Source organism: Priestia sp. YIM B13486 (genome assembly GCF_042787865.1).
In the GTDB taxonomy this organism is placed as follows: domain Bacteria; phylum Bacillota; class Bacilli; order Bacillales; family Bacillaceae_H; genus Priestia; species Priestia megaterium.
Window position 1 is genome coordinate 75,720 of sequence record NZ_JBHZOZ010000008.1, and the last position, 14,741, is coordinate 90,460.

At 38.2% G+C, this 14,741-nt stretch carries 14 protein-coding genes and 1 pseudogene; 4 read left to right on the plus strand and 11 right to left on the minus strand.

Annotated elements, in window-relative coordinates:
- Positions 1-4 precede the first annotated feature (4 nt).
- From ACFX4G_RS20005 to ACFX4G_RS20030, 6 genes are all read right to left on the minus strand, one after another.
- Positions 5-604, minus strand: a complete 600-nt coding sequence (locus ACFX4G_RS20005; RefSeq protein WP_043975725.1) for a WXG100 family type VII secretion target — start codon at positions 602-604, stop codon at positions 5-7.
- 109 nt (positions 605-713) lie between these two features.
- On the minus strand, positions 714-1,031 hold the full coding sequence (locus tag ACFX4G_RS20010; RefSeq protein ID WP_013055102.1) for a hypothetical protein: 318 nt from the start codon (positions 1,029-1,031) through the stop codon (positions 714-716).
- A gap of 251 nt (positions 1,032-1,282) precedes the next feature.
- Positions 1,283-2,488, minus strand: a complete 1,206-nt coding sequence (locus tag ACFX4G_RS20015) for a DEAD/DEAH box helicase (RefSeq protein WP_043975728.1) — start codon at positions 2,486-2,488, stop codon at positions 1,283-1,285.
- 365 nt (positions 2,489-2,853) lie between these two features.
- Entirely contained in the window at positions 2,854-4,161 is a 1,308-nt protein-coding gene (locus tag ACFX4G_RS20020) for an ATP-binding protein (RefSeq protein WP_230184708.1), read from the minus strand.
- 80 nt (positions 4,162-4,241) lie between these two features.
- On the minus strand, positions 4,242-4,994 hold the full coding sequence (locus ACFX4G_RS20025) for an STAS domain-containing protein (protein ID WP_043975732.1): 753 nt from the start codon (positions 4,992-4,994) through the stop codon (positions 4,242-4,244).
- The gene (locus tag ACFX4G_RS20030) at positions 4,981-5,640 is read right to left on the minus strand and encodes a cobalamin B12-binding domain-containing protein (protein WP_377576406.1); all 660 of its coding nucleotides are present in this window, start codon (positions 5,638-5,640) and stop codon (positions 4,981-4,983) included. The genes ACFX4G_RS20025 and ACFX4G_RS20030 overlap by 14 nt, the downstream gene beginning before the upstream one ends.
- 196 nt (positions 5,641-5,836) lie before the next feature.
- Between ACFX4G_RS20030 and ACFX4G_RS20035 the strand changes: the two genes are divergently transcribed.
- Positions 5,837-5,932 (plus strand): hypothetical protein, encoded by a 96-nt coding sequence (locus tag ACFX4G_RS20035; protein WP_377560525.1) that lies wholly within the window; start codon positions 5,837-5,839, stop codon positions 5,930-5,932.
- 241 nt (positions 5,933-6,173) lie between these two features.
- On the opposite strand, the pseudogene ACFX4G_RS20040 reads toward ACFX4G_RS20035, so the two are convergent.
- The 3 genes and pseudogenes from ACFX4G_RS20040 to corA form a co-directional block, all read right to left on the minus strand.
- Positions 6,174-6,539 (minus strand): annotated as a pseudogene (locus ACFX4G_RS20040) (response regulator); the annotation flags it as partial.
- Positions 6,499-8,085 carry a DcuS/MalK family sensor histidine kinase gene (gene dcuS, locus ACFX4G_RS20045; protein ID WP_043975825.1) on the minus strand — a complete coding sequence of 529 codons (1,587 nt, stop codon included), beginning with the start codon at positions 8,083-8,085 and terminating at the stop codon, positions 6,499-6,501. The gene dcuS and the pseudogene ACFX4G_RS20040, both read right to left, overlap by 41 nt.
- A gap of 154 nt (positions 8,086-8,239) precedes the next feature.
- On the minus strand, positions 8,240-9,205 hold the full coding sequence (gene corA / locus ACFX4G_RS20050) for a magnesium/cobalt transporter CorA (protein WP_377576409.1): 966 nt from the start codon (positions 9,203-9,205) through the stop codon (positions 8,240-8,242).
- Positions 9,206-9,356: 151 nt separating this feature from the next.
- Between corA and ACFX4G_RS20055 the strand changes: the two genes are divergently transcribed.
- Positions 9,357-9,812 carry a ferritin-like domain-containing protein gene (locus tag ACFX4G_RS20055; RefSeq protein ID WP_162215174.1) on the plus strand — a complete coding sequence of 152 codons (456 nt, stop codon included), beginning with the start codon at positions 9,357-9,359 and terminating at the stop codon, positions 9,810-9,812.
- 54 nt (positions 9,813-9,866) lie between these two features.
- Here the strand turns inward: ACFX4G_RS20055 and ACFX4G_RS20060 are convergent, their stop codons facing one another.
- Positions 9,867-11,033, minus strand: coding sequence for a M20 family metallopeptidase (locus ACFX4G_RS20060; protein ID WP_043975740.1), 1,167 nt, complete (start codon positions 11,031-11,033; stop codon positions 9,867-9,869).
- A gap of 143 nt (positions 11,034-11,176) precedes the next feature.
- Here ACFX4G_RS20060 and ACFX4G_RS20065 point away from each other — a divergent pair, with 143 nt between their 5' ends.
- Positions 11,177-12,232: an aromatic acid exporter family protein gene (locus tag ACFX4G_RS20065; RefSeq protein WP_377576412.1), complete on the plus strand. Its 1,056-nt coding sequence runs from the start codon at positions 11,177-11,179 to the stop codon at positions 12,230-12,232.
- A 32-nt stretch (positions 12,233-12,264) separates the two neighbouring features.
- On the opposite strand, the gene ACFX4G_RS20070 is transcribed toward ACFX4G_RS20065, so the two are convergent.
- Positions 12,265-13,719, minus strand: a complete 1,455-nt coding sequence (locus ACFX4G_RS20070) for an alanine/glycine:cation symporter family protein (RefSeq protein ID WP_043975744.1) — start codon at positions 13,717-13,719, stop codon at positions 12,265-12,267.
- Positions 13,720-13,973: 254 nt separating this feature from the next.
- On the opposite strand from ACFX4G_RS20070, the gene ACFX4G_RS20075 reads away from it, so the two are divergent.
- A complete protein-coding gene (locus tag ACFX4G_RS20075) occupies positions 13,974-14,726 on the plus strand; it encodes a lipase family protein (RefSeq protein WP_013081488.1) in 753 nt (250 codons plus the stop codon).
- Positions 14,727-14,741: the final 15 nt, after the last annotated feature.

Below are 14,741 nucleotides of genomic sequence, written 5' to 3' on the forward strand. Positions count from 1 at the left end.
TCATTCATTCTCTCTTCACTTCCTCTGTGCTGTCACTAAACATAATGTTTGAAGGATTCATTTCCTGACTTAAAATGCCCAACCCCATTTGAATAACGCCATAAGTAAAAAATTCCGTTCGACTGCATGTAGAACCATTCACTACTTTTTCTTCCCAAGACATAGAAAGCGAATTCCACATAACATTAAGAGTACCTAAAGGTTTTTCAATCGTTCTATGCATATTGTCATACGTATTCCATTCTTTTAAGTTCTTTATGTCATTCCACGTATCTTGTGAATGGGTGCCCCCATCGCTCCACACGCTCGACCAAAACTCCGTCCAGCCTGAAGAGCCTTCTAGCTCTCCATCTGCTTTTCTCATTTGTTCTGCAGTGTCTTTTACTAATAAATGTGCGTTTTCCGTTAGCGAATCAAGTTTGCGAATCATATGCTGTAACTCTTCCTGCAAGTCCAGCACTTTATCAATATCTGCAACAGACAAGAAATGTAGATTTGTAGCTTCCCAGCTTAGTTTTTGAAGTGCATCAGCCGTCTGTGAATGAGAGTGCTGAATTCGCTCTGCAAACGTCTGCAGCACCTCTGGATTTACTTTTATCTCCATGTATGTCCGTCCCCCTATCTCTTGTAAGCCTTCAGTCATCATCCAAACATTTTTTAAGCCTATACGGAAAGACTCACTTTCTAAAGGAGTGAGTCGATAATGTTATTTATTACGCCGATGCTAACTCTCTTAATCGTGAAATTTCTAAGCGTAAAGTTTGAAACAATTCATCCCTTACGTCGTACAGATGAAAAGTAGATTGCGTAATATCATTATAAATATCCTCATATGAGCTCTTAGAACGCCCTGACCAATCTGACGCATATTGTTGGTGCGAATTTTGAAACAGATAGATACCCTCTTCAAGAAATTCCATGATACGTTGAACTTCATGTAAATATGATTCTAATTGATCTGCATCTCGACTATATTCTTTACTTTTTCTTCTTCGCTCTATGTCGTCAAAGAGATCATCAATTGCATCCATAAAATGTCCCCACGTCCTTCTTCCTCTTTTATTAGAAGTCTCTTAAAGTAATGTTAAAATAAGGTTACAAAAAACAAAATCCATCATTCAAACTATTTTCATACCTAGGAAAAAATATCTACATTTCTCTCTTTTTACTTATTTATACAGGTGAAATAGAGAAAATAAACAACGCCAGGCTGCTGTAATAAAGCAGTAGACGTTGCTTTTTAGGTTGTGACACTGCTGTTATAAAAGGAAGAATACCTAGTTTACATTCGACCTTTTTGTTTCTTTTTCTTGTTAAATGGCTTTTTTGAAGGTTTTTTAGCTGTACGGGACTGCTCTTTTGTTCCTTCATCCACTATTTCACCCATATAAAGCTCTTTTTTCACTAATGAAAGTTGAAGTTCACGTGCGATTTGTTTTAAATTTCGCTCTTCACGTTCAGTCACAAGAGAAATGACTGTACCTTCTGCTCCCGATCTGCCTGTTCTACCTGAGCGATGGACGTATTGATCTGCATCTTGAGGAACATCGATGTGAATTACATGCGTCAATCCCTTAATGTCTAATCCTCTAGCTGCGACATCCGTTGCTAATAAGACAGGGAAATCTCCTTTTCGAAACCCTTTAATCGTCGTAGCACGATCTTCTTTTTTCGTTTCACTGTGTAAAGAACCTGCTTCTACACGCTTAAATGTTAATTTTTCTTCAAACTCGATTAGAGTATCAATTCCTTTAAAAAAGGCTAAAGCTTTCATTTGTTCTTGACGAACTAGTTTTCTAAGCACGTCCACTTTATCTCTAGCTTCACTTTTGATGTATACATGCTCTACCTTCGAAGCCGGAAGTTCATCTCTTCCTACCTCTATTTCAAGAGGGTAGTTCATCATATCTTTCGCTAGCGATTTGGTACGTTCTGATACAGTAGCTGAGAAGACTAGGATTTGACGATCACTTAACGCCATTTTTACAATCTGTTGAACCGTTTGAACATGCTCAGGTACAAACAATTGATCCGCTTCATCAATCACAATTGTTTTGACTTCGTGCATCTTTAATTTCTTCATTTTAATTAGCTCGTTCAAACGTCCTGGGGTACCAACAATGATATTGGGACGTTTTTTAAGTTTTTCTAATTGCCGTTTCATATTTGCTCCGCCAATAAACGCAGCGCTTGAAATACCGCTTCCCTGCGACCAAGTTTGAATTTCACCGTGAATTTGCATAACCAATTCATGGGAAGATGCTAAAATAACAGCTTGAATATGAGATGGTCCCGGCTGAATGCGATGTAAGACAGGCAACAGATATGCCAGCGTCTTTCCTGTTCCCGTTGGGGATTCTCCTATTACATCTTTATTAGCTAAAATCTCTGAAATAGCTTTCGTTTGAATGGCAGTAGGCTCATTGAACCCTGCTTTTTTCCACGCCTCTTGTAAAAAAGGCTGTAAAGTCTCTATAAACTGACTCATATCTATCTCCTTTTCCATGCTTTTCTCGATATTATAAACGATTTTTTTCATTTCAATTAAACGAATGTATCAGTGGCCATGTGCGTTAATACTGACCTTAATTTCTATTTATAAATAAACCTTTCTTATCCCAAGGGACCCTGTCAATCCGTCAGTAGAAAAATCGGTTGTTACCTTAACTTTTCTACATCAATAAACATAGCTTCAACTATGATACACTATTGCTTCTATAGAAAACAATATGATCCTCTTTATTATGGACGAAAACTTGTATAAGAAGGAGGTTTTATGTCCTATATGGATTCAGATGCAAAGGGCTCAGCTGCTTACTTCCTCTTTTTCAAGAAAACAGCCGCCTCTCTGAGCTACGAGAGGCGGCTGTTTCGTTCTATAATTGGCATATCAATAATAACCGTTGTCCCTTTTCCTTTACCGCTTTTAAAATGCATGGTACCTTGATGACGCTCCATGATTTTGTAACATACGGCCAGCCCTAAGCCAGTGCCAGCTTCTTTTGTAGAATAAAACGGCGTTCCTACTTGTTCAATCCTCTCTTGACTCATTCCGATTCCATTGTCTTCAAAGTGAATCAATGCTCGTGTACCTTTTTCTTCAACTGTTATTGTAATATGACCTTTCTCCATAATAGCTTCTACACCGTTTTTGATCACGTTGATGAACACTTGTTTCAATTGATTTGCATCAGCCGAAACATAAATAGGCCTTTTGGCTGTTTCTTTCAATAAAATAGAAACATTATTTAAATTGGCCTGCGCTTCCATTAGCGTAATAACTTGTTTTAAAATCTCGCATAAATTGGTCTTTTCAAAAGATACATGCTGCTTTTTTCCAAGAATGAGCATTTCACTGGAGATTAAGTTGATGCGGTCGATTTCAGACATCATAATATCTAAATATGTGTCATTTGTTTCCTTAGAGGCTTGCATAACCTGTACAAAGCCTTTTAAAGAAGTAAGCGGGTTTCTAATTTCATGTGCGACGGCACCTGCCATTTGTCCAATAACGGACATTTTTTCCGAGGTTATCATAAGCTCTTCATCTTGACGGTATGTAGTAATATCACGTGCAATCATAAATACACCTACTACCTGCTTATGAACGATGATGGGAAGCAATGAACACCTAAGCAGCCGTCTTTCTCGCTTTCTATTGATCACATTCATTTCGAACTTAGCACCTTTTCCATTCAGCACTTCTTTAAAATACTCTTTACACATATCAAACTCTTCAGCTGCGATAAGAGCTGAAGGTTTCATTTTTCGTAATTCTTCACTGGAGTATCCAACGATTCCTTCACCTTCTGGATTAGCAAGAAGAACTTCACCCGTTTTACTTATTTCAAAAACGCCATCGGGATTATGTTTGAATAAAGATTGATAGTGCTGATTGCTCGTTTGAAGTTCGTGTTCTTTCACTACGAGCTCTTGCTGGGACTCCACTAGTTTATAAGCTCTCCTATATACCAACCCATACAAAATAATCCCCGTAGCTAAAATAAAAAGCCAACCTTTGTATTGTTGAAAAAAAATATATACTTCAAAACGACCTTGCGCTAATGTTCTAGATATATTATCAGATATCAAGATCCATACAGCGCCAATAATGATATATATAATTGAAATTCTTAAAGCTACTTTACGCGCGTGTTTCACCAAATTTTAATCACCTGTTTATCAATATTGATCCCCTGTCTTATTGTCTTTATATGAAGTGTTCACTTTTTGTAGCCATTTCATGCCGTTGTAAAAAATTGATGAATGGCCTGACCTAAGTTACTAATAGATTTTACATTTGCTTGAAAATGATACTGGTGAAGCCATTGACTATGATCGGGTGTCACACCTGTTAAATAAATCTGTACACCCATTAGCTGAAATTCCCATATTAAATGTTCTAGGGCCGCAACACCTCGTTCATCAATTTGACCTATTCCATTAAAGTCAATGATAACTCGATCAACCGTTTCCTCATCTATTTGTCTGAGCAGCCGATGTTCATTTTTCATGATGACTTCCTCAAATAAATCGCCAAACAGAGGTATAAGCACCATGTTGTTCGATAAATGAATAAACGGTCCCGACAGTTCTATAACTCGGTTCATTGCTTTTTCTAATCGTTCTTTTTGCAGCAGCAGTTCTAAGTCTGTTTCAGATAAACGCGCTGTATGTTGTTGGATTTTTTCTGAAAGAATTCTAATTTGAGAATCTTCCTCTACACATATCACATGCGCCTTATCTTGCTCCCATTTGCAATTCACGGTATAAAGAGACATCTTAGCTTTGTGCGAATGCATGACTAATTCTGTTTTTATTTTTTTCTTCTGCCCTAATCGTTTTCTAGCTTTGATCTGACTATCTTCGTCAACAATTTCTAAAAAATGTTGAACCTCTCCAAATAAAGCGGCTGCTTCATCAGATTGCGCTAGAATATTCATTTCCTCATCCATAATAAAAACAGGAAGCGGAGCATATTTAATAGTCGACAACCTTAATCCCCCTAATCAATTGATAATGAAAAAACTCTTTCAACTCCTCTAACTGTGCAATAAACCGAACTTGATTTGTTTGAGCAAGAGGAAACTTATAGCTTGAAACTACTCGACCTCCAACTAAAATAAGCGGCTGATGTTTTGTCTTTTGTAATCCTTCTATATATTCGTTTGCTTTTTCTATATGATGAGTTAAACTGAACGAGATTCCTACTAAATCAGGTTTCCATTGTTCAACAGTGTGCGTTGCATGTAAAAGCGGAGAATCTGCTCCTAAAAGTTTCGTCTGCCAGCCGTGCTCTTCAAAGAGAATGGAAATCATTTTTAAACCTAAAAAATGCTGTTCATTTTCTATACACAAAAACAGACCTTTTTTTTCATTTTTAATAACTTCTTGTTCTATACACAATTGATAGCGTGACAAAACATAGTCACAGGTAGTAGTAGCTAAATGTTCATCAGCCACTGAAATTTCATCTTCTTCCCACATCATACCGATTTGAGCCATCGACACTGAAATGAATTGCTGAAAAATATAAAATGTATCGAAACCCTGCTGTCTTTTTTTCCACACAATATTCCAAGCTTCATCTTGATTCCCTGATAACAGTAATTCAGTCAAGCGTTCTATGCTTTCAATCAAGAAACCACCTCTTTTTCAGTCAAACGACTTGTTTTTTCCTTTGTTATTATCAACCATACCACTTAACTCACCCGCACTCTACAGTAAAATATTCTCACACTGACAAAATAGCACCGGACGTCTCTAACAGGTCAATCTCTTTATTTTTCAAAGTCAACGAGGTAGTGATGCAGCAAGTGACGGTTTTGTTCATTGTATAAGTACGCATACACAGGTCGTCCTATTGTGCCGTAAGTCATTCTTTCCCCAAGAAGACCTATATCTGTTAGAAATTTTAAATATTTCCGAATAGATACTCTTGAAATTCCCGTTTTTTCAGCTACATCATCAGTCGAAAAAGGGTGATCTTTAAGATGCTCAATGGCTTCTACGATAACTTCTAATGTTCCTGTCGTTAAACCCTTAGGCAACGGCTCTACCCGAGCTTCTTTTATTTTTTTATTAGACAGCAGCCCGTCTAATTCCTGTTGGTTAAGCTGAGGTTGCTGTTTTAACGTACGAAATGTTTGTTTGTAAGCCGAAAGTGCTTGATAAAAGCGTTCAAATGTAAAAGGCTTAATCAAATAATCAATTGCTCCGTAGCGTAGAGCTTGCTGAATCGTTTGGGCACCCGAAGCAGCGGTGATAAAAATGACATCTATTTCCTCTTGTTTTGTTCGAATCTCTTGTAAAACTTTCAAACCATTTTGCCCAGGCATAAAGACATCAAGCAGCACTAAATCAACTTGATATTCATTTACCTTCACCAAGGCTTCATGACCCGAATGAGCAACAGCGACCACTGTAAACCCCTCTATCTCTTCAATGTACTTTTGATTAAACTGAGCAACCATTGGGTCATCTTCAACAATTAATACTTTAATCAACTTGATCTCTCCTTGTTTCGTACGGAATATCAATATAGAATGTGGTACCGCTATTTATAAATGAGTCAATGACGATTTGGCCACCTAGTTCATCAATCGTTTGCTTCACTAAATGCAGTCCAAACCCTCTGCTCGTGCCTTTTGTAGAAAAACCTTTCTTGAAAATCTGATTCATTGTATCGGAAGGAATGCCGCAGCCTGTATCCGTGACTTGAATCGTAAGTTTATTGTTTTTATAAACAAGCATAACGGACACTTTTTTAGAGGCTTGATGACAAACTGAATCAATTGCATTATCAATTAAATTTCCAATAATGGTAATGAGATGATGAGTAACGTGTGGATCTGAAGGTTCTGGAATAACTTCATCAGCGGAAAACGTCAGTTCTACACTTTCCTCTCTAGCATAACTCATTTTGCCCATGAGGAACCCTGCCAACGCATGATCTTTAATAGATTTAGTCACTGAACTAGATTCATCGACACGGTGATTAACAAGCTGATGAATATACGTTTTTAGCTCATCATAATAATTCATCTGCACCATTCCTAAAATCACATGAAGTTTATTCATAAATTCATGCGATTGTGCTCGAAGCGCTTCCACATACATTTTAACACCTGTTAGCTGTTCTGCTAAGATGTTAACTTCTGTTTTATCCCGAAACGTAGAAAGTGCCCCTACAATCTCTTCGTTTACTACTAGCGGAACCCTGTTAACCACAATGGCTACTCCATTTATGAATTGCTCTTCATCGTAATGAGATTCCCCCGTAGACAAAACGTCGTCCAGCCTGGAGGTGGGCATATATTCTCGAATAGACAAACCGATTGGCTCTGGCGCTAACCCTGCTTTAACAAATAAGCGGCGTGCAGAACGATTAGCAAGTGTAATATTACCTTCTTTATCAACAGCTATCACTCCTTCACGAACCGACTGCAGCATGGTACTTCTCTCTTCTAGAATTTTAGCAATTTCAGAAGGTTCCAAGCCAAATAAAATTTTCTTTATGTAATTCGCTAATAAAATAGCACCAAGAATGCCTACAAGTAAACCAATTAATGAACCTAAAACAATTCGACGATGCCCATCTCTAATTGCTTCATTTACATTATTCAAAGAAATCCCCACAGCTACTGCGCCAATTTGTTGATTTTTTTCATTATAAATAGGTGCAAAAGCGCGCAGAGATTTATCGAGCGTTCCTTTTGATACAGATACATAAGATTTCCCGTGCAATGATTTTTGCTCATCCCCTCCGGCAAACCTCTTTCCTATCTTTTTAGGATCTGGATGAGATTGCCGAATTCCATTCATATCCATAACAACGATAAACAAGACGCTTGATTTTTTACGAATTCGTTTAGTGAATTCTTGAATTGACTGAGGTGTTTTTGTCTCTAGTCCTTCTTTCACGTTCGTTGATTCTGAAATAATCGTAGCAATAGTCCGAGCTTTTTCAGCCTGTTGATCCCGAATATTTTTTCCAATTGAACTGCTAACTAATAAATCCGTTAACAATAGCGATAGAATCACCACCATGCATACAAGCAGCACCGTGATGCTTCGCAGACCCATTCTTCCGTGTTTCACATTCTTCCCTCGCTTCCCTGCTTTTCTTGTTTATAGCACAAGAAAAAGATCTTATCTAGAGTCAGATAAGATCTTCGCTTATTTAATTTCATTTTTACTGAGTTGATTAACATTTATACAGGAAGGTTAACAATCTACTTTATAGTTTCGGTCCTTTTCGATATTTAAACCATCCCATTTTATAAAAGGCAAAGACCATTACGCCTACAAGCCCAATCATAATGCCAAGTACAATAAAATAATTATATTTCCCCGTCAGTTCCGGCATATATGAAAAGTTCATGCCATAGAGGCCAGCAATAAACGTCAACGGTAAGAAAATAGCTGACATAAGCGTTAGCGTAAACATGATTGAATTCATACGATCCGAGTTAATGGACATAAAGCTTTCTCGAATATCATTTGACAAATCCCTGCTTGCTTGCATAATTTCAATCATATTTAATAAGTGGTCATAAATGTCATTAAAATAGCGAACCTGCTCTTTTGCTTTTAACGCATTGGTTGACATAATACGATACATTAAATCTCTCATGGGGTTTAAAATGCGGCGCATTCGTGACAAATCACTTCGGATGTCATAAAGCTGCCTCATTAATTCATCCATAGGTTCGTCTTTTGCATTGTCTTCAATATCGTCTATGTGATCTTCAAATTTATAAAGCACGGGGAAGTATTCGTCAACGGTATGATCTAAAAGTTCATACATGATATCCCATGTTCCATCTTCGGTAGCCTCAGGGTCTTTTTTGATAAGCTCCCAAACCCTAGCCACGCTCGTTAGCTTATCCATATGGTAAGTGACTAAAAAGTTATCCCCTACAAACGCAGATACTTCTAAGTGCTCAAGCTCTTCTTTATGAAGGGCATAATAGACTAAAAAATAATGGTCATCATACAACTCAAATTTAGCGCGCTGACCTTGATTTAAACAGTCCTCAACTGCTAAAGGATGAAAATTAAATTGTTCAAGCTGCTTTTTTTCTTCCTCGGTGGGATTGTAAAAATCAACCCAATACCATTGAAACTCATGGCTTGAACGAATCTCATTCATTTCTATTTCTTTAATAGCTCCTTCTTTGGTTTTAGCTACAATTTTAATCATAAGATAACCTCTGTCTTTTTTGATACTATTCTCTGCACATACCCTTTTTACCATTTTGTTAAACTTTTTTCTTTTAATGTACGTCTTTTCTCGTCTATACATACGATGATGGTGACGACAAGAGAACAAAACGGTGAGGAGGTATATCCATATGTATGAGTTTTACTCCCGGCACGAAGAATATTGGGAAGATGATACAAGGCTAGACGAACAGCTTCTAAGAGATATAAACAAAGCTGTAAACGACGAGTTTTCCGCTATTCACTACTATACACGCTTAGCAGAACTGGCTCCTAATAATCAGGTTCAACAAGCTATATTAGGTATTCGGCAGGATGAAATTAAACACTTTGACTGGTTTTCTAAAGCCTATTATGATTTATCAGGCAGCTACCCACAAATTTCATTAAACATAAAACTGCCAAATACTTTTCAAGAAGGGGTCTCTGAATCCATTAAAGATGAAGTAGAAACCGTTCCATTTTATCAATCAATCGCTAGAAGAATCACCAATGCTCGAATTCAAAGCCGCATTGTTCGAGCTGCGAGCGATGAACAGCGCCACGGTCAAATTTTCCGAACCATTCAGTCCCGCTTCTCATACTAAATAATACGCTTGCAGTCGCAAGCGTATTATTTGGTATGGTTTTATCATTACCTCTTACTTTGTAGCATTAAATTCTTCTTTGATTTTTTGGAGCAGCGTTTGATTTGTTAATACGTCATACCCTGTTAATGCCATTGTTTGTGCCCCGAGTATCATTGCTTCTCTTCCTTGCTCACTTAAAGCTGCTTCTCTAAATTCGTGCGTATGACAAACAAAATAATCATCACAAATTTGAATATACGGATGAATAGCCGGAACAACCTGACTTACATTCCCCATATCTAAAGATCCATGATCGCCTTGGTCTTCCGTAATGCTTTGTTCGCTCACGCCTAATGAGATGAGATTATTTGTATAGACATCGGATAATGTTTGATTCGTTTGCATATCATCATAAGAAAACTCATAGTTTGAGATTTTTAATTTTGTTCCCGTGGCTAGAGCAGCGCCGTTGGCACATGCCTTCACCTTCTCTGTCACTTCATCTACATATGCACGGGTTGAAGCGCGGACATAAAATTGTGCTACTGCATAATCCGGTACAACGTTGGCCGCCTTGCCTCCCTCTGTAATCACTCCATGAATGCGTACATCCGGCTTCACATGCTGGCGAAGCGCATTAATGCTGTTGAACGTTTGTAATACGCCGTCTAACGCGTTGATTCCTTCATGAGGAGCAGCAGCTGCGTGCGCGGATTTTCCGAAGAACTCAAACTGAATGGCATCCATTGCAAGAGAACGTCCGCTTTTTTGGTGACAGTAATAAGGATGTACCATCATAGCTACGTCTAAATGATTAAAAATGCCTTGCTTGGCCATCGTTACTTTGCCGCCTCGTGTTTCCTCTGCAGGCGTTCCATATACGTATACTTTACCGCCTGTTTCTGCAACTGCTTTACTAAGACCAATACCAGCTGCAATCGACATGGTTCCAATTAAGTTATGGCCGCATGCATGTCCGAGATCCGGCAAAGCATCGTACTCAGCCATAAACCCAATCGACGGACCTGGCTTTTGACTGTCATAAACAGCAGTAAAAGCCGTTGGCAAGTCACATGTACCAATTTCAACTGTGAACCCTTGTTCTTTTAAAACATCCGTTAATGCTTTGCACGCTTTGAATTCTTCGTGGCCAAGCTCAGGGTTTTGCCCAATATATTTGCTTATATCATAAAATGTATCCTGTAAGTTATTAATTGCTTCATTTATTAATTGTTTCATTAGTCGTACTCCTCTTTTAAATATTTAAACAAATTATAGTATATTTATTCGTTTTTTAAAAGCTAGTTTTTAAGACATGTTTTCCTATCACCTTAATATGCCTTATAATTAAACTACTAACTGTTTTAAAGAAGGTATGCATAATGATTTACGTAAAAAAATTCAATTTTTTAGGCGGTCGTATTATTAAAACAGGCATTGCCGTTTTTTTGACTGCACTCATTTGCCAGTCTATCGGCTGGCCATATATGCTCGCTGTTATTACAGCTATTGTTACGATTGAACCAACAGCTGCCGATTCTATTAAAAAAGCGTTCATCCGCTTTCCTGCTTCAGCAATCGGAGCTGCTTTTGCCATGCTTTACACATTTCTATTAGGAGTGACGCCGCTTACCTATATGTTTGTTGCTGTTTCTACTATTATATCCTGTTCTAAATTGCGTTTGCATGCAGGAACACTCGTTGCCACGCTAACAGGAGTGGCTATGCTGACGATTGTGCACGATCATTATTTCATCTCGTTTTTAATTCGTTTAGCGACCACCAGTATTGGGCTGCTTACTTCTTCACTTTTGAATATCATCGTTCTTCCTCCTAATTATACACCGATTATTACGAGGAAAATTCAAAATCTCTCAAAACAAATGAGCAGCGTTTTACAGCAAAGAGGAAGCGAACTTTCCCAAGTACATGCTTGTCATAAACAAACAAAGCTTCAATTTCAGCAGCTTTCCGCTGAAATTGAAAAAATTGAGACGCTTTGTGAGTATCAGCGAAAAGAATGGAAGTTTCATCATTTCACTCGTACAGCTATGAGAAAATTCCACTATGAATATAAGAAACTTTCTCTTATGAGGCAGCTTGTCTACCATATTGGTAATTTAATTTACTTGCCTGCTCATCAGCTGCAAAGTGCAAGACATCAAGTAATATGGGATACATTCATTTCCTTTCATAACGTCTTACAAAATGAACAATATAAAAGCTCTTTGCATCATCAAACGCTTGTTTTGACTTTAAAACAAAGGTTTTGGGCACATAAGCAGGAAGAAAACAGAGAGGATCACCCTTTTTCAACGGAAACAACAATGCTTTACGAACTGCTTGCAATTCACCATCTGCTTGAAGAACTACACCGTATTCATTGTTTGAAGGATCGATATAACTTAAATAACTCCTCTGCCTCGCTTTCTTCATAAAAAAATCCTCACATATGTGAGGATTTTCTTGTTTACGAAACTTGTGACTCATCTTTCTTATATTCTTTCTCCCAGTAGTCTGCATTTTTAATTCCTAGTTTAACGGGATCAAACACAGGGTCTACCCCTTGTTTTTTCTGAGCTTCATAGTCTTTTAATGCAACTAACGCAGGCTTAGCTAAAATTAAGATAGCAATTAAATTTAGCCATACCATGATACCAAGTCCCGCATCACCTAACGCCCAAGCTAGTGATGCTTGTTTAACTGACCCGTAGAACGTAGCTCCTAGAAGGACAAGCTTTAATGCAAACATAGCCCACTTTCCGTTCTTTCCGCGAGTTAGATAAGCAATATTTGTTTCAGCAATGTAATAATAAGCCATAATCGTTGTAAACGCGAAGAAAAATAGAGCAACTGCCACGAACCCAGCTCCGAACCCCGGCAACACTGTTTCAATAGCAGCTTGTGTAAATCCAGGTCCTGCTTCTACACCCGGTAAATTTGAAATAATAAATGAACCGCCTGGTCCTTCTGTGTTGTACATGCCTGTGAATAAAATCATAAACGCTGTTGCTGAACAAACGAACAGTGTATCAATATAAACCGAAAAAGCTTGTACAAGACCTTGTTTCGCCGGATGTGAAACTTCTGCTGCAGCTGCTGCGTGAGGTCCTGTACCTTGTCCTGCTTCGTTTGAATAGATACCTCGCTTAACTCCCCAAGAAACAGCTAAACCAACAATTCCTCCAAAAGCAGAATCTAATGCAAAAGCACTTTTAAAAATAAGAGCGATAACTCCCGGCAACTCGGAAATGTTCATGGCAATAATAATAAGAGCTAAAATAATATACCCAAGTGCCATAAAAGGTACAACGAATTGGGCCACTCCTGCAATACGCTTAACGCCTCCAAAGATAATAAAAGCAAGAATAATAACTAATCCTACTGCTGTAACCGTTGGACTAACGCCAAATGCGTTGTCGATTCCAAGCGCGATGGAGTTAGACTGAACGCCCGGCATTAAGATACTCATCGCAACAAGTGCTGCAATAGCAAATAAAATGCCATACCATTTCATACCTGTTCCTTTTTCAATGTAGTACGCTGGACCACCTCGATATTGGCCATCTTGTTTAACTTTATAAATTTGAGCAAGTGTTGATTCGATGAATGCACTAGAAGCACCAATAAAAGCAACTGTCCACATCCAAAATACAGCCCCTGGACCTCCAAACGCGATAGCTGTCGCAACTCCAGCAATGTTTCCTGTTCCGACTCGTCCCGACAGCGCTAGAGACAGGGCTTGGAAGGAAGAAACTCCTGCTTCTGAACTTTTACCTTGAAACATCAGCATAATCATGTCTTTTAAGTGTCTCACCTGCAAAAACCTCGTTAAAATTGAGAAAAACAGGCCAATCGCAAGACACCCATAAATAACAGGCGTGCTCCATAGCACATTATTCAAACTCGTTACAAATTGCTCCAAACGATAACCCCCTTATTTTACATTCAGACTATTTTAAATTATAAGTTAAATTATAAATTTTAACAATAAAACTCTAAATTAAAACTAATTTTTAGTTAAAATATACAAAAAAACTTGTAAAATCCTCAAAAACATCCAATAATAAACCGTTTACATTCCGTAATTATTGCTTTCAAAAGAGGGGTATCTGCACCTTTCTTCTCAGGAACACATAGGCTATAGGAGTTATTTTCTATTAGAAGGTGTGAAAAACAATGATGAGAATAGAGCCTTTATTTTATCGTCCTTTAGCTCTAGACCTTCTTTATGCGTGCGTCTTAGCTTATAAGCAATACGCACAGGGAGGCACATTTGATGTACCTGAAGGCTACCGGCTTATTAAATCGTTTAAAGCTTCTGCCGTAGGGGTGCAAGAATGGTTTGGTTTTATTTTAGAATCTGATGACTCTATCGTAATTGCCTTTCGAGGAACTCAATCTGAGGCAGACTGGATTGCTGATGCTCGCATTAGGCAGCGCCCTTATCCATACAATCAACAAGCTGGTCTCGTTCACGAAGGTTTTTTAGCCGTTTACGAATCATGCCGTGATGAAATTTTTGAAACATATCAGTCCCTTACCCCCAAGCCACTTTATATAACGGGGCATAGCCTAGGTGGTGCACTCGCTGCTCTTCATGCCTTAGATGTCGCCACAAACGCATCTTTTCCGGAAGTTACAATGTACAACTACGGAGCTCCTCGAGTAGGTGATCCTCAATTCGTTCAAACATACACAAATCTTGTTTCAAATAGCCGCTGTTTTGTTAACACGACGGATACGGTTCCTAAAATCCCTCCGAAGCGCCTTTATTCCCCTTCCACCAAGCAAACGATTTATTACGATCAAGATCCTCTGCAACTCTCGTTTACGATTCAAACAGGCTCTACCGTAGGGAATCATAATCCCCAAACATACAGTGTTGGTATTTGGATGATGTCGGACTATCCTATTTTGGTCCAAAAATAAAAAAACAGGCGGACT

Coding starts and splice junctions, on each gene's coding strand:
- ACFX4G_RS20005 (WP_043975725.1), bottom strand. CDS start 604: ATGGAGATAAAAGTAAATCCAGAGGTGCTGCAGACGTTTGCAGAGCGA.
- ACFX4G_RS20010 (WP_013055102.1), bottom strand. CDS start 1,031: ATGGATGCAATTGATGATCTCTTTGACGACATAGAGCGAAGAAGAAAA.
- ACFX4G_RS20015 (WP_043975728.1), bottom strand. CDS start 2,488: ATGAGTCAGTTTATAGAGACTTTACAGCCTTTTTTACAAGAGGCGTGG.
- dcuS (WP_043975825.1), bottom strand. CDS start 8,085: ATGGGTCTGCGAAGCATCACGGTGCTGCTTGTATGCATGGTGGTGATT.
- corA (WP_377576409.1), bottom strand. CDS start 9,205: ATGATTAAAATTGTAGCTAAAACCAAAGAAGGAGCTATTAAAGAAATA.
- ACFX4G_RS20055 (WP_162215174.1), top strand. CDS start 9,357: ATGTATGAGTTTTACTCCCGGCACGAAGAATATTGGGAAGATGATACA.
- ACFX4G_RS20060 (WP_043975740.1), bottom strand. CDS start 11,033: ATGAAACAATTAATAAATGAAGCAATTAATAACTTACAGGATACATTT.
- ACFX4G_RS20065 (WP_377576412.1), top strand. CDS start 11,177: ATGATTTACGTAAAAAAATTCAATTTTTTAGGCGGTCGTATTATTAAA.
- ACFX4G_RS20075 (WP_013081488.1), top strand. CDS start 13,974: ATGATGAGAATAGAGCCTTTATTTTATCGTCCTTTAGCTCTAGACCTT.